At 64.2% G+C, this 14,226-nt stretch carries 13 protein-coding genes and 2 pseudogenes; 10 read left to right on the forward strand and 5 right to left on the reverse strand.

Annotation, left to right across the window (positions count from 1 at the left end; genetic code table 11):
* Window positions 1-24 precede the first annotated feature (24 nt).
* From AKJ09_RS30885 to AKJ09_RS30915, 7 genes and pseudogenes are all read left to right on the forward strand, one after another.
* On the forward strand, window positions 25-1,269 hold the full coding sequence (locus tag AKJ09_RS30885) for a hypothetical protein (RefSeq protein ID WP_146651450.1): 1,245 nt from the start codon (window positions 25-27) through the stop codon (window positions 1,267-1,269).
* Window positions 1,266-2,495 carry a WD40/YVTN/BNR-like repeat-containing protein gene (locus tag AKJ09_RS30890; RefSeq protein WP_146651451.1) on the forward strand — a complete coding sequence of 410 codons (1,230 nt, stop codon included), beginning with the start codon at window positions 1,266-1,268 and terminating at the stop codon, window positions 2,493-2,495. The genes AKJ09_RS30885 and AKJ09_RS30890 overlap by 4 nt, the downstream gene beginning before the upstream one ends.
* Window positions 2,492-3,784, forward strand: a complete 1,293-nt coding sequence (locus AKJ09_RS30895) for a hypothetical protein (RefSeq protein ID WP_146651452.1) — start codon at window positions 2,492-2,494, stop codon at window positions 3,782-3,784. The genes AKJ09_RS30890 and AKJ09_RS30895 overlap by 4 nt, the downstream gene beginning before the upstream one ends.
* A 19-nt stretch (window positions 3,785-3,803) precedes the next feature.
* Window positions 3,804-5,141 carry an RCC1 domain-containing protein gene (locus AKJ09_RS30900; protein WP_169928010.1) on the forward strand — a complete coding sequence of 446 codons (1,338 nt, stop codon included), beginning with the start codon at window positions 3,804-3,806 and terminating at the stop codon, window positions 5,139-5,141.
* 251 nt (window positions 5,142-5,392) lie between these two features.
* Window positions 5,393-6,907, forward strand: a complete 1,515-nt coding sequence (locus AKJ09_RS30905) for an IgGFc-binding protein (RefSeq protein WP_146651454.1) — start codon at window positions 5,393-5,395, stop codon at window positions 6,905-6,907.
* Window positions 6,908-7,041: 134 nt separating this feature from the next.
* Window positions 7,042-7,592: pseudogene (locus AKJ09_RS56315) on the forward strand (dihydrofolate reductase family protein).
* Between the two features lie 65 nt (window positions 7,593-7,657).
* Complete coding sequence (locus AKJ09_RS30915) at window positions 7,658-8,020, forward strand: arsenate reductase family protein (protein ID WP_240488641.1); 363 nt, start codon at window positions 7,658-7,660, stop codon at window positions 8,018-8,020.
* Between the two features lie 74 nt (window positions 8,021-8,094).
* Here the strand turns inward: AKJ09_RS30915 and AKJ09_RS30920 are convergent, their stop codons facing one another.
* Complete coding sequence (locus tag AKJ09_RS30920) at window positions 8,095-8,559, reverse strand: hypothetical protein (protein ID WP_146651455.1); 465 nt, start codon at window positions 8,557-8,559, stop codon at window positions 8,095-8,097.
* Window positions 8,560-9,333: 774 nt separating this feature from the next.
* Here AKJ09_RS30920 and AKJ09_RS30925 point away from each other — a divergent pair.
* Window positions 9,334-9,870 carry a hypothetical protein gene (locus AKJ09_RS30925; protein WP_146651456.1) on the forward strand — a complete coding sequence of 179 codons (537 nt, stop codon included), beginning with the start codon at window positions 9,334-9,336 and terminating at the stop codon, window positions 9,868-9,870.
* 50 nt (window positions 9,871-9,920) lie between these two features.
* Here AKJ09_RS30925 and AKJ09_RS30930 read toward each other — a convergent pair whose 3' ends face one another.
* Window positions 9,921-10,130 (reverse strand): hypothetical protein, encoded by a 210-nt coding sequence (locus AKJ09_RS30930; RefSeq protein WP_146651457.1) that lies wholly within the window; start codon window positions 10,128-10,130, stop codon window positions 9,921-9,923.
* A 60-nt stretch (window positions 10,131-10,190) separates the two neighbouring features.
* Entirely contained in the window at window positions 10,191-10,403 is a 213-nt protein-coding gene (locus AKJ09_RS54415; protein WP_146651458.1) for a hypothetical protein, read from the reverse strand.
* 96 nt (window positions 10,404-10,499) lie between these two features.
* On the opposite strand from AKJ09_RS54415, the gene AKJ09_RS30940 reads away from it, so the two are divergent.
* Window positions 10,500-11,147, forward strand: a complete 648-nt coding sequence (locus AKJ09_RS30940; protein ID WP_146651459.1) for a hypothetical protein — start codon at window positions 10,500-10,502, stop codon at window positions 11,145-11,147.
* A gap of 600 nt (window positions 11,148-11,747) precedes the next feature.
* Here AKJ09_RS30940 and AKJ09_RS56320 read toward each other — a convergent pair.
* Entirely contained in the window at window positions 11,748-12,437 is a 690-nt protein-coding gene (locus tag AKJ09_RS56320; protein ID WP_146655713.1) for an alpha/beta fold hydrolase, read from the reverse strand.
* 255 nt (window positions 12,438-12,692) lie between these two features.
* On the opposite strand from AKJ09_RS56320, the pseudogene AKJ09_RS56540 reads away from it, so the two are divergent.
* A pseudogene (locus AKJ09_RS56540) lies at window positions 12,693-13,547 on the forward strand (transposase); the annotation flags it as partial.
* Between the two features lie 158 nt (window positions 13,548-13,705).
* Here AKJ09_RS56540 and AKJ09_RS54425 read toward each other — a convergent pair.
* The gene (locus tag AKJ09_RS54425; protein ID WP_205633846.1) at window positions 13,706-14,203 is read right to left on the reverse strand and encodes a hypothetical protein; all 498 of its coding nucleotides are present in this window, start codon (window positions 14,201-14,203) and stop codon (window positions 13,706-13,708) included.
* Window positions 14,204-14,226: the final 23 nt, after the last annotated feature.

Raw genomic sequence — 14,226 nt, forward strand, 5'->3', positions numbered from 1 at the left:
GCTAACGGGGTCCCAGAAATCGTCATGGATGAAGATCGCCTCCACTTCCATCTCCAGTCCCGGCCGCGGCGATTCTGGCCGGTCGCCATCATCGCCATGGGAACGGCTGCTGTCGTGCTCGCCTCGGCGTGCGCCGAGGAGCCTCCGTTCGTCATCGCAACCAACGGTGCCGACGCAGCGCCGCCCGCCACATTCACGGATCCCCCTCGAGATGAGGACGCTGCGGGCGGTGAACAACCGCTAACGAACTACTGCCCCTCGAACAAGTGTCCTGTCGGACGGACGACCTGCCCGACATCGCGCTTTCGGTGCGATGTGGACTTGATGACCGACAGGAACAACTGCGGAGCGTGCGGCGCACGGTGTCCGTCTGCCACGAACAGCGAAACCTTCGAATGTGTCGAGGGGCGCTGCGTCATGCAGTGTGAGACTCAGCGTCCGATGTTCGACTGCGACGGGATCCCGGACAATGGCTGTGAGATCATGGCCAATACCAATGACCACTGCGGGGCATGCGGGGTCAAGTGTTTGGACCCGGCCAAGCAATGCGTGACGCGAGACTTCACGGGGGCCGACGTCGGATGCGGCTGTCGCGGTGCGGATCTGGACTGCCGTGGCTGGTGCGTGGATGGCAGGAACGACGACTACAATTGCGGCGCCTGCGATAACGCTTGTGATCCGACGGGCGACGGAGCCGTCCTGTACGCGAATACGCGCTATGGATGTTCGGATTCCGAGTGCGGACACCTGAAGTGCGTCAATTACTGGGGCAACTGTGACGGGGATACCCCCAATGGGTGCGAGACCAGCCTTCTAACCACCAGCAACTGCGGCCAGTGCGGAAACTCGTGTGCGCCTGGGCAGGAGTGCCGAATCAATAGCCAAAACATGCAGCCCCAGTGCATGTGCCCCGAGGGAAAGTCCTTCTGCCCGGCCTGGTGCGATGGCGATACCTGCTATGGCCAGTGCTTCGATCTCACCACCGATCGGTACAATTGCGGAGCCTGCGGGTCCGCGTGTCCCGGCGCCAATTCGTTCGGCAGTAACGGCATTTGCAGGTACGGCAAGTGCGTCCAGCAGTGCATCCAAGGACAGGCGGATTGCAACGGGAACCCCTCGGACGGGTGCGAGGTGAACACGGACAACGATCCCATGAACTGTGGTGAATGCGGAAGAGTCTGCAACGCGGTCGCGGGTCAGGCGTGTGTCGGGGGCAGGTGTGTCGTCGAGCCTTGTGGCGATAGCGCAGATGCTGGAGGCCCGAAGTGAAGACGCGCTGGCTGATCTACCTGGTCTACCTCTCCGGCATCGTCACGGCTTGCGCAACGACGGGGCCCACCGGCGATGCTGACGACCCTGCCACGCAGCCGCTTGGAAGCCCGGATGCGGGGACGGTGGCGGACGGTGGGCTCGATGCTCTTGCGAGCGAGAGCGGTACGGCACCGTGTGACGACTGTGAGTATTTCCCGGAGACGTGCGCGCCGGACGTGTTCTGCCCGAACGGCCCGTTCGAGCCGGAGCAATCCGACGGTGGCCTCGATTCCCGGACTTCGATCAGCGTCATTCGCGGTCGCTCGAAGACGGACGTATGGGCTGCGGGCCCGGGGGGCGCACTTGCGCACTTCGACGGGACCACTTGGGTCACCGTGAACCTCGGCATTCAGGAAACGATACGGGGGCTCTGGCTTCGCGATTCCTCGGAGGTCTCGCTGGCGGGGTTGAGCCGTCTCTACGCCCGCGGGGGCGCGCTCCCCGACGGAGGCGTGAGAACTCCAGACGGGGCGTGGGCCTTCTACGCCCCATCCTATGTCGACGACCAGGTCCCGACCGCGATGGATCGGCTCTCGACCGCGTGGGCAGCTCCGGGCGCCGAGTGGCTTTGGTGCGGCGCGCTCGGAAGTGGCGTCGGAGATTCGTTCGAACAGGGCGGTGGTCTCTGGCGTCTTCGCCAATCCCCGTCCGCGCCCTTCGAGAGTGCATCCGGCATTTCGAAGACGAACTGTGGTGTGGCCGGATGCGCGAACGTGTCCAGCATTCATGGCTGGTCGACGAACGATCTTTGGGCCGTGGGCCCGTCGGGAGCGACCGTGCTCATTTCGGACGCCCAGGGCGCGGCGCCGAGCGCCAAGGGATACAACAGCCAGACGTTGAACGCGCTCAGCGGGGTCTGGGCGGCTTCGGCGACGGACGCCTGGTCCGTGGGCGCGGTCGGGACGATTCGTCACTACACGGGAGATCCCATGCTCTGGGATATCGTTCCGGATATTCCGACGAACGTTAATCTCAACGCTGTGTGGGGGAGCTCTCCAATGGATGTCTGGGCCGTCGGGGATAGCGGCGTCGTTCTTCACTTCGATGGCGCGAGTTGGTCTCGCGTGAAGATCGCTGGGCTCGGCCGGCTCCGTCCCCAACTCACGACCGTTTGGGTCGCCGAGCCGGGTCACGTCTGGATTGGTGGTCAAGGGGTGATCCTTTCGCTCGGAGGACGATCATGAGGAGCTCACTCCTCGTTGCATGTGGATCGGTCGCGCTTGCGGTGACAGCGCTCATGGCCTGCGCGGCTTCGGAGGACCCCGCGCAGCCGGAGCCGATCCCGACGCCGCCGGTCGTGGACGGTGCAGTTCCTGCGCCGGACTCCGATGCCGGGAAGCCGGACGCCTCGGACGCCTCTGTCGAAGGGTCTGCGTGCAGCAACGCAGGCTGGTGCACCACCGTTCTGCCCGATGTCGACCTTCTGATGAAGGACATCTGGGCCTTTCCAAGTCGCGCCATCGCCGTGGCGGAGAGTCCGACGCTCGGCGTCAAGGCCCTGGAGTGGACCGACGCGGAAGCCCGCTGGCGTTACATCGACGATGGTACCCAGAACGACTCGGGGCTCGGCCGCTTCGTAGGCAAGCTCTGGATGCCGAACGAGAATGAAGTTTATTACGGTGTATCGCCTGGATACATCTACCACGGCACGCGAACCGCGGAGCAGACGTGGTCGTGGACACGCGATCGCCTCGCCAACAGTAGCGGAGTCGATCTCTACGACGGAAATCCAGAGTATTGGAGGAGAGAGGGGGCGTCGCCTACGCCCTCCCTCGGGGTCTGGGGGACGAGCGGCGACGACGTCTACGCGTGGTTCAAGGACACGATCTATCACCGGACGCGCGTTGACGGTGCGCCACCGGAATGGATTGTAGAATACGAGGCGCTCGACTCCGATGCTCCTGGACGGGAGCAGCTCTTCTTCTTCGGTGCGGCTGGAACGAGTGCGGACGACGTTTGGTTCTCTGGGGCACGATCCCGAAACGAAGCAGGCTGCGCGCTTCTCGTACGCAAGCACGCGGGCGTTTATCAAAGAGTCGCGGACGGCACCGTCGAGGACTACGCGCCCTGCGCGGCGCGCCGCGGAACGGAGCTGATTGGCGGAGCCGAGGGGTGGCTGACCGACATCCAGACGCTCGGGCCCGGCGACTTCGTGGCTCTCAAAGGAGCTCGCGACGTCGTGAGGATAAAGGTCGAAGGCGAGGCCTATTCCGTCACCGCAACCCCCGTCCCAACGACCGTTTCCACGAAGGAATTGAATTCGCTGACGGCGCTTGCCGGCAACCTCTGGCTCGGCGGGGCTGGGCTCGTCGTTCGAGGGACGAGCGCCTCGGGGGACGGCGCTTTCGAGCTATCCCCGATCTGGCCGAACGGCACTCCGATAACGACGGCCATCTGGCAAGTGCGGGGGGCGTCCAACACCAACCTCTGGGCGATCGGGCTTCGTAATGCGCTCCATAAGACGACTCCTTGACCGAAATTCTTCCTTCGCCTTGGCCGTCACGATCAGCGTGGCGACCGTCGCGGCGGTCGCGAGCTGTGCGAGCGACGACGAAGGCAGGATGGTCACGACGGACGATGCAGGGGCGGACGGGACCGGCCCCAACCATGACGGCGCAGCGCCCGAGGACGGGGGCGCTGACGCTTCGTCGCTCACCGACGGCTCATCGCCGGGTGACGCTGCACCCTTCGATGGAGGGCCACGCTCGGTCCTCTGCGTATCTCCCCCATGCGCTGTCTCGCTCGTGCGGGCACTGGGGGCGGGAGATGCCGACCTTAGCGAAGCCTACTGCGCGCGGCTCGACGATGGCACGGTGGCGTGCTGGGGTGCGAACAACGCGGGACAGCTCGGTCGCGGTCGCGATGAAGCCGACAGCGCGATGGCTCAGCGGGTCAGCACTCTGTCCGATGTCGCCCGGCTGGATCACACGTGCGCGGTCGACAAGAGTGGCGGCGTTTCGTGTTGGGGGACGGGACCGTTTCTCGCGAACGACGGTTACGTGACGACCGAGCGTACGCCCGTGAAGCTCCCTCTGGCGGCTGTGAAGGCCGTCGCCATTGGGGTCGATGTCGGGTGCGCATCGACCGACGACAATGTCCTTTGTTGGGGGAGCAACACGAACGGTCAGCTTGCTCCCTTCACCTTGGCGTCGCCGGCGGCCGTGCTCCTGCCGCGGCAGGTGGCCGTTCTCGCCGGCACGCCGATCCGCGATCTACGCGTAGGTAAGGCGGCCTTCGCTCTCCGTGAGGATGGTGTGACGGTGAGCTGGGGGGCAAGCCCTCCGCTCGGACGTATTTCCTCGCTCCGTCCCGATCCGAATCCCCTGCCGATCCAGCTCAAAGGCATTGCCTCGATGGATCTGACGAGTGACAACGCGTGCGCGACCGTTGGCGGCATTGGCTACTGCTGGGGGCGCATGCAGGCTTCCCCGCCGTTCGATCGGCTCGTTCCGGAGCCGGTGGCGACGCCTGAACCCATCGTTCAAATCGCGACGGCCCGGAGCGTGACGCACGTGTCGGGAACGGGGGCCGACGACGAGTTCGTGCAGCCGCAGCGTTGGTGCGCCGTCGGAGCATCGGGCGATGTGTACTGCTGGGGATACAACGCAGGCGGCCAGGCGGGCGACGGTACGAAGAATCACGCGTACGAGGCCGTGAAGGTTCAGGGCCTCCCCGAGAAGGCGGTCGAAGTGAGCGCCTTCCCCGATTCGACGTGTGCGCTATTGACGAATGGTAAAGTCTATTGTTGGGGAACCAACTATTATGGACAGCTCGGTAACGGAAAAATGCGCGAGCCGAGCCTGGTGCCGCAGGAAGTGGTGATTCGATGAACCGCCTGCGATTGTCGAATCGTGTGGTCGCCGGCGTCGTGGGTGCCGCACTCGCGGCGGCGTGCATCGGCGCGTGCACGGGAGACAAACCCGGGTTCGCAACGGACCCACCCCGTTTCGAGGACGCGTCAGTCGACTCTCCAAACTGTCCGCATCAGTGCTCGATCGACGGCCGGTCGGTGATCGAAACTTGCACGGGCAGCGTGATTGAAGAGTGTCGACCTGGCCTCGCGTGCGGTGCCGGAGCATGCATGGAACCATGCGCGGCCGCGGCGGCAGACCGAAGCTCGAACGGCTGCGAATTCTATTTTCAGTCGCCGAGCTACAGCCAGGCTCTACCTCCGCTCTGTTATGCATCCTTCCTCGTCAACACATCGCGAGAGCCGCTCGAGTTTTCGCTCGAGCTCGACGGCAAGCTGCTCGACGTGTCGAAGGCGATGTTCCGGACGGATCCGGGGAGTGAGGATTTGCTCCAGCACACTGGGCCGATTGCGCCCGGTGAGAGCGTGATTCTCTTCCTCTCGGATGCGGCCCCGACGGTGCCTCGGGCGCGCAATTCCGTGAATTGTCCGTCCGGCGTGGTCCCCGGTGCGCTTCTCGATAAGGTTGCGAGCGGGACCGCCATCGGGTCGTCGTTCCGATTGAAAACGAACGTACCGGTGTCCCTTGCCGCCATCTATCCGTTCGGTGGAGCTCGGAGCTACGTCCCCTCGGCCACGCTCCTGTTGCCGGTCCCGTCGTGGTCCAAAGAGAACATCATCATCAATGGCTGGGAAGCGTGGGACAACGGCGCGCCCGGTGCGCAGATCGTCGCCTCGGAGGATGATACCGAGGTGACGATCGTGCCGACGCGGGACATCCAGAACGGCGTCGGCGTCAAGGGGGGCGGGGCAGGACGGCCTTCCAAATATCGACTCAACAAGGGCCAATTCCTGCAGTTCGTCCAAGACGAAGAGCTCTCCGGGAGCATCGTCTCATCGACCAAGCCGACGGCGGTCTTTGGGGGGCACGGTTGTGCGAACGTCCCTACGCTCGCGGCAGCCTGCGATACGTTGGGTCAACAAATTCCTCCCTTCGAGCAATGGGGATCCGAGTACGTCGGCGTCGGCTACCGCCCGCGTCTTGGTAACGAGCACGAGATCATGCCGTATCGGATCGTCGCGGCGCGTGACGGCACCGTGCTCGACTACGATCCCGCGATCCCCGCTGGCGCGCCGACCACGATGAAAGCCGGGGAGGTCGCGACGTTCTACGCGGGGACCGGCGACGCGTTCGTCGTTCGCACGCAAGACGTCGAGCATCCGATCTACGTCGCGGCCTACATGACCGGTGCTGCGGGCGGCGGTGTCGCGCAGCCGATGGCAAGTCGCGGCGATCCGGAATTCGTGAACGTCATTCCGGCGAAGCAGTACATGAACTCCTACAGCTTTTACGCCGATCCGACGTACGCCGACACCTCGCTCGTCGTCGTGCGAGCGAAGTCCGGCGCGGACTTCAAGGATGTCTGGCTCGAGTGCGCAGGCAATCTCTCCGGCTGGACGCCTATCGGGCAGCGAGGCGAGTACGAGTTCATGCGGGTCGATCTCGCGCGCAGGGACGGACAGGGACAAGTGGTAGGCACGTGCCGAAACGGCCTCCAGCGCATGAAGAGCGAGGGCCCTTTCACCGCGACGTTGTGGGGTTGGGATGTCTTCGCCAGCTACGCCTATCCAGGAGGGATGGCGCAGCGGAAGCTCGTGGAAACGCCTCTCGCGCCGGTCAATTGACGAAAGCGAGCTCGGGCCGCCCGAGCTTGCGCAGGCGCCCCGTGGTGGTGGATGGCGCCGCAGATCGAGGGACGGACCGCGTCAACGTACCGTAGATGGCCAAGCGTGGGTGAGGGCCTGTAGAATCCCGCGCCATGGGCCTCCTCACCTTCGGTCTCAACGTGACTTTGGACGGGTGCATCGACCACACCCAGGGCATCGTGGACGACGAGCTGCACGACTATTGGACGCAGCTCATGGATCAGAGCGGGGCGATGCTCTTCGGGCGCAACACCTACGAGCTGATGGAGGGAGCCTGGCCCGCGATAGCGCGCGACGAGAAGGCGCCGCGGGCGATGCGCGAGTGGGCACAGAAGCTCGAGGAGAAGGCGAAGTACGTCGTGTCGGGCTCGCGGAGCGACTTTCCGTGGCAGAACACGATCAGGGTGGAGGGGGAGCTTCGCGAGGCCATCTCGGCGCTGAAAGCGAATAACCGGGGGTCCTCGTCGGAGCGCCCAAGCTCTCGGCTGCGCTCGAGGAGTGGGGGCTCATCGACGAGTACCGCATCGTCGTTCATCCCGTCATCAGTGGCCGCGGGCCGACGTTGTTTCATGGCCTGTCGAGTCGGCGTGAGCTCGAGCTCCTATCGACGCAGCGGTTCAAGTCCGGCGTGCAGGCGCTCCACTTCCGTCGCAAAGCGGGATGAGCGTGGAGCGTCGGATCTTCGGCGTAGCTGAGCGCACGACACTCTGATGCTAGGGTGACGCCATCGTGAGTGGCGTCATCGTGCAGATCTTCGGCACCAAGAAATGTCCGGACACGCGCAAGGCCGAGCGCTGGTTCAAAGAGCGCGGCATCCGCGTGCAGAGCGTTGACCTCGGCGAGAAGGGGCTTTCTCCTGGCGAGCTGAGGAGCGTCGCGGCGCGTGTCGGCGGCATCGAGGTGCTGATCGATCGCGCGAGCAAGCGCTATGTCGACAAGGGCCTCAAATACGCGGCTCCAACCGGCGCGCGCATCGAGGCCCTCTTGCTCGACGATCCGCTGCTGCTCAAGACGCCGATCGTGCGCCGCGGCTCCGACGCAACGCTCGGATTCTGTCCCGACACTTGGGAGACCTGGCGGCAGAAGAGCTGAGCTACGCGACCGACGACTCCGTCGAGAACCGACCCGTGCTCGAGCCCCGTCCTCGTGCGCGCCTCGAACGACGTTCAGTCGCTACCGGCGTCGCAGAAGGATGCCGCGCGGAGCTTGTCGTCGTCGTCTGGGCTGCATGGGCTCCAGCCCAGTCGATTGGCTACTACCCAATCGGGGACCTCGATGAGTCTGCCGTCGCTGGCCGACTTGTAACAGCCGGAATGAAGCCCGCCGCCGCCCACGTCGGACTCGAAACAGAGAAGCGCCGGCTCCTTGCAGTTCACGACTGGGTCGAGTTGTCCTCCTTGGGCGGCCTTACAACCGGCCGGACATTGACCGAAGATGGCGTCCGGGCCGGTCTGGGCGCCGATCTCCGGATATGGATAAAGGCACCGTGACGAGGCTTCCTCCGCAGTGCCGGCGTCGCCACGGGTAGCGGCGTCATCGCGTGCCTGATCGCCGCACGCTGTCAGCACCCCCTGCAGCAAGACGACGGTTGCTACCGACCAACGAGATAGCTTGGATGCAAGGGCGTTCACGCTGCGTGGGATTCTACGAAAAGCGCGTCCATGAGCTACGCGGGATTCTACGAAAAGCGCGTCCGTGAGCTACGCGGGATTCTACGAAAAGCGCGTCCATGAGCTACGCGGGAACGGGGAGAAGCCGCAAGGAGAGTGCGTCCTTGCTTGCCAGCTGATGGCTATGCCAACGTGCGCCAATGGCTCGTTTGCTTGTTGCATCCGCTTTGCTTGCGTGCGTCCAACTCGGTTGCGAGCACGACATGTCTGGAATCGTTACGGCCAAGCATGCCAAGGATTTCGATTGCGAGGCCCGAAGCGTTCGGACCGTGCATGTTCGACATGATCGCTGGAAGGCAAGCGGATGTGGCTCCGAAGCGATGTACTACTGTTACGTCGACCGGAGAACGTCGACAGACCGATGCGCGCGTTCCGACGCAGCCGCGATTGCACGGCATTCGGCGCAATTTCGCTGTGACTCCGAGCAACTCGAGGCTCGACATCTTGGGGGCGAGTCGTGGGAGGTGCGCGGGTGCGGCCAGCAGGCAACGTACGCCTGCCGGTGGGAAGGTCAGGCTGAATTCAGCTGTCTCATGGAAGGCGACCGATGAGCCACCGGTACCCGATGCGGATCGAGGATCTCGATATTGACCGTCGCGTGGGACGAGAGCCGAGGCGATGAGCTCGACGCGTTGGTCTGTCGATGAAGCGGCATCCGCGCCTCTCAAGAATGCTATCTTTTAGCACGTGATCACGGCGCCCCCTCAGCGGTGATTGCACCAGGGAGGAGTTCCTATGAGCAGTCGTATCGTTGGGGCAGCGCTACTGATTGGGTCGAGCCTTGCGGCTGTTGCGGGCTGCGGGGGCGCGATCGCGTCCGAGTCGGACAAGGAGAGCGCGTCGAGCCCTGACGAGGTGAGGCTCGAGAAAGGGCTCTACTCGTATCGTGTCGAGACCGTCAGCGACACGTGTACTCCGGCGCGCGTCGAGGGCGTCTTCGGCGACGCGATCCTCCACCAAGCGGCCGCCGCGGGGAGCTTCAGCATTCCACTTCCGTGGACGTCTGCGTCGACGATGGGGCACCCCTATCAAGATGTCCCGGTCGCGAATCTCACGTCGACTTCCGATTGCCAGGCAATGAGCTTCGGATTGCACGTCCAGAGGTATTCACGTTACGAGCTCGTCGTCGACATGGTGGAGGTTTGGGACGGCTCCAAGTCGTGCTCGTCGACATGGAACGCCGCCGACATCCCGGCGGCGGCCTGCTCAGCCACGAGGCGCCTGACCTTCCAATGGAAGAGCGAGTGCCCGGCGAATATGACCTGTCCGTGAGACTCAATGACGTCGTGACGACGCCTCCCACGGAAACGTCCGCGGGCGGCTCAGTGTTGGGATTGGCAGACGAAGCACGACGTGCCGGTGCATTCGTCTTTCTGAACGCACGTCCCTAGTTTGCCGCGGGACACTTCGCAGGTCTGGCCGAACTTCGTGCAGGCGGCGCTCGTCGCGCCGTCGGTCTTTTGGGAATTCGACGTCGAAGGCGGGCAACCGAAGAGCGCCGAAGAGACGAAGGCCAGGAGGACGATGCGCATGGCGCCGAGCCTACTCCAATGGCTTCGGCGCGTCGGCGGATCGATTCCCTGGCGGGCGATTCACTTCCCGCCGTCGGCGTGCGCGGCGGCTCCGCAATGCGCGGCGCCCGAACACGACGCTTGCCCGCCAGCGTTAGCGGTTGCGGGAGGCGCGACCTCGTGCGCATTGACGGCGGAGGGCTGGGAACTTCCGCACGCAGCGGTGGCGCCAGCGCCAGCGACGAGGGTTGCGAGCACGACAGCGATGTTCGACGCGGAGAGGTTGGGACGCATCGTACGGGCGTATCACGCTCTCCCGGCTTCGCCGTGCGGCACGTTGCGCCCGCTCCCGAGTGAGCCGGAGGAGAATTTTAGCAACTCCACGCCGACTTGGCCGAACGGCCCCAGGTGACCATCCACGACGTTCCTTCGCTCGCGCTTCCGCGTGGGCAATTCCTTCAGCAAGAGGCCGACGCGCCCAAGTTCGAGCTCGTCCGCCGAATCGACGACGCGCGGCTGTGGATTACGGCGTTCGATTTCTCGGCTCCGAAGCGCTCGGCAGGGCCCTTCGAACCGCACGAAGCCGTGCGCGCGTTGCGGCTGGCCAATCTCTCCATTCCGGACGGTTGCGAGCTCGGGCCGTGGCAGGACGGTCTCGGGTTCTTTCTGATTCATCCACTCCCGGGGGACCTTCACGAATGGTCGCACGTCGCTCCGGATTCGCTCGAACCGTCCGTGACACGGTACGAGCGCGACGACATCTCGGGGGAGAAAGTCTCTTCGTGCTGTGCGGCGCCGACGAAGCCGCCTCGAGTCACCTGGGAGCGCATTGAATCGGCCGAGCCGGCTCTCCTCGACGTGACGCTGAAAGCTGTCCACGCCCGTCATGTCGAGCTGAAACACGCACGTCTCGGCGCGCTCAAGCGTGCGTGGAATGGCCACCCCAAGAACTCGCTCGTATGGGCACCCACCGGCGCGCTCGACGGAGGTTTCTACGTCGCGGATCTCGAACTCCCCGAAGCGCGCACGAACGGATAGCGAGCGTCGAGGCGATGCTTCACCGTCGGCGCTTCGTCGCGTTTGGGCAAATGGCGAACGCTGTTCATCGCGTCGTGTCGAGCGCTCTCAGCGAGCGAACCACAAACATGCTTCGCGCGTGCGGGGGTTCGATGCCAGTTCCGGTCGAGGACTGCTTGTCATCGCGGCTCTCCCGGCGCGCGCAAGGTCGGTGGTGGTGGATGGCGCCACAGATCTAAAGGACGAGCCGAGTCTTCGTGCAGCATCTGGCCAATCCCGCCCCGACCGACCTTCGGCTCGCGACTTACAGTAACTAGATGCGAAAGCCCCGACCACCACGACGGGCGATCGGGGCTTTTCGTCAGAACGACCGCCCGTCACTGACTTTTGGACCGGTCGCCCCCTTGGGTTCTTCCACGACTCCGCGATCTTCGACATCGCGATCTTCGCGAAGCGATCGGGGTCGTTGTTACCGTCGCCCCGAAAGTCGAATCGAGCGTTGTTGAAGTTCGTGATGTGCTTCGGCGCGTCCTACGAACCCCGGAGCGCGCGTCCCGCTCACTGGAAGATACGCCCCCCCTTCGCAACGTCTTACACCGGGGTCGGAGCTCGTTGCTGGACTTACGCGGAGGCGACCGCCTCCGCCGCGTCACGAATGACTTCATAGACGCGCTGGGGCTGCGACAACATCGGCACGTGGCTCGATTCGAGCTCGGTGACCCGCGCGTTCATGCGCTTGGCGACGAACCGCTCGAGGTCGGGATGCACGGTCTGGTCGTTGGTGCCGACAATGTACCAGCTCGGTTTGGTCTTCCACGCTGCACCGGGCACCGGCTGCGTGAACAGATCAGTGAGCGGCGCGCCCTGGGTTGCCCAGACCATCTTCTGCTCTTCATCGGATAGGTCGCCGCAGAATTGTGCAGTTCCGGACGGCGTCAGCCAAATTCGTCCGTCGACGACTTCGACGTGGTCGAAGACGGCGGTTTTCGGGTGCTTGTCCTGTTCGGCTTGCGACGTCTCGCCGTCCTCGGGCGCGAGCGCGCAGATGTAGACCAAAGCCGCGACTCGGTCGTCGGTCCCAGCTGCCGTAATCACGGTCCCGCCATAAGAATGGCCGACGAGCACGGCCGGGCTCCTGACCCGATTGAGCGAGGAGCGAACCGCTGCCGCGTCATCTTCGACGGTGTTGAGCTGGTTCTGGGTCGAGATCACTTCATAACCGTCGGCCCGAAGCAGATCCATGACCTTGCTGTAGCAGGAGCCGTCGGCCCAGAGGCCGTGGGCGAAAACAATGCTGGGTTTGGTCGACATGAAACACCTCCTAGAGACGGGCGGTTTACGTCCCAAACTGGCATGCGCGGATGTGCTGCGAGGGGACTCGAGCCGATCTCGAAATCGAACATAACGATTGGCTCTCGGAGCGGCGGTCAAACTCCCCTGCATGAGCCCCGTTCTGTTCGGCGTGCGCCGATCGGACGAGGCTGCGCCGCATGAGGACCGCAGCATCGGAGTGGTCGGAGCGCGTGCGCGTCTGGCGTTCGTGTCGCCGACTCGAAGCCGGCGAATTGGGGCGGAAACGTCGCGATCGTCGGCGCGATCAAGAACGATCACGTCGTCTGCCACCAGACGCTTGCGGGCGCGATGAACAAGCCGCTCGACTTCGTGCAACACGTTTTCTGCCCTCGCTTGCCGAAGGGCTCCGTCGTCGTGGTGGACAATCTGCGTGCTCACCACGCCCCCGAGGTCCGCGAGGCGATCGAAGCGGTCGGCTCGTCGCTCATGCACACGCCGCCTTACTCGCCGGATCTAAACCCGATCGAGCTGTGTTGGTCCTTCGCGAAAAACTGGCTCCGGCGACTCGCCAGGAGAACTCCGCATGCCCTACGAAAGGCAATCAACAACACCTTACTTCGTGTCGGGATGAGTCAACTCGCTGGGGGGGTATTGCGGATACGGTCAACGCAAGTGATCGCCGCTGTAGGGGGCCCCTCGAAAAGTTCGGCGCGGCCGACGAAATCACGCAACGGGATCCGATTCGGTCCGAACGAGCGGACCATGAAGCGAGGAGCAATTGGTGTCGCCCTATTGATGTCGGTTTTCGCGTACGCGTGTTCGACGTTCGGCGGTGATGACCCAGGGACTGATAACCCGAGGACCGACAAGGATCAGGACGCGGGGGACCCGAATCGTCCGACCGTCGCGGGTTCGGGGGATGAGCCAGACAAGACCGCTGCTGACGCGAGCAATCCGGGGATCGAAGTAAAGGGCAAGCTGGTCGACTTCACAAAAGCACCCCTGCCAGGCGCGCCCATTCTGATTGTCGACGCGAGCGGAGGAGAGCTCACTGCCACCACGGATCCGGACGGCAGGTTCGCGGTTCAGCACGTGGTCCCACCCTACGACCTCAGGTTCGATGCGCCGCCTCAGGTGCCCTTCGCAGGGAGAACGATGTATCTCGGGCCAAGCATCTCGAGTTCTGGAGCAATGCCGAGCGCCGCGGTCGCAACGTGCGGGTGTTGTTCGATAGCGAGACTGGGACGTTGCTCAACGCGCCGTGGCTACCACGCTGAACAGTTCGATCATTTGCCGAGCTTGGAGACGATCGGGAGGACGTCAGGCTCGTCTTCGCGACCTGGTGTCAAAATGGCTCCGCGCATTTCGCATGACTCGAGCTGTTCGAGTGCCGTTGGCTCGTCGACCCGGTCGAGATGGGCGTGGAGATTGCCGCCCAGCCACATGACCTCTTCGTACAGCCAGTAGCGTGTTCCTGCGTGGGCTTCGAGATAGACCGTGCCCAGGTCGTGGTCCACCGACGTGATCTCGTGCTCGCCCGGCCTCGCGAGATAGCAAAAGTACGTGCCTCCGCGCGTCGCGCCGACGAAGCGCCCGTTGTCTCGGATCACCATCTGGACATCCGACGCCGTGGAGTCGGGACGCATCACGCAAACACGCGCCACGTCGTCAGGGACGGCGGTGAGCTCGATGGGCAACGTCGAGCGAGCCCGCGTAGGCTGCGCCTGCGGTGGGATGCACCCCGCTCCGAGGGCCACGCACGCGAACGCGAGCAAGCTGCGCATGGGACTTGAGATAACGCCTCCGC

This window comes from Labilithrix luteola, from assembly GCF_001263205.1.
Lineage (GTDB): Bacteria > Myxococcota_A > Polyangia > Polyangiales > Polyangiaceae > Labilithrix > Labilithrix luteola.

What these genes read in the sequence shown, in the direction of transcription:
- AKJ09_RS54425 (WP_205633846.1), bottom strand. Translation starts at nt 14,203, where the DNA reads ATGCGCAGCTTGCTCGCGTTCGCGTGCGTGGCCCTCGGAGCGGGGTGC.
- AKJ09_RS30905 (WP_146651454.1), top strand. Translation starts at nt 5,393, where the DNA reads ATGGAACCATGCGCGGCCGCGGCGGCAGACCGAAGCTCGAACGGCTGC.
- AKJ09_RS30930 (WP_146651457.1), bottom strand. Translation starts at nt 10,130, where the DNA reads ATGCGCATCGTCCTCCTGGCCTTCGTCTCTTCGGCGCTCTTCGGTTGC.
- AKJ09_RS30925 (WP_146651456.1), top strand. Translation starts at nt 9,334, where the DNA reads ATGAGCAGTCGTATCGTTGGGGCAGCGCTACTGATTGGGTCGAGCCTT.
- AKJ09_RS30885 (WP_146651450.1), top strand. Translation starts at nt 25, where the DNA reads ATGGATGAAGATCGCCTCCACTTCCATCTCCAGTCCCGGCCGCGGCGA.
- AKJ09_RS30895 (WP_146651452.1), top strand. Translation starts at nt 2,492, where the DNA reads ATGAGGAGCTCACTCCTCGTTGCATGTGGATCGGTCGCGCTTGCGGTG.
- AKJ09_RS56320 (WP_146655713.1), bottom strand. Translation starts at nt 12,437, where the DNA reads ATGTCGACCAAACCCAGCATTGTTTTCGCCCACGGCCTCTGGGCCGAC.
- AKJ09_RS54415 (WP_146651458.1), bottom strand. Translation starts at nt 10,403, where the DNA reads ATGCGTCCCAACCTCTCCGCGTCGAACATCGCTGTCGTGCTCGCAACC.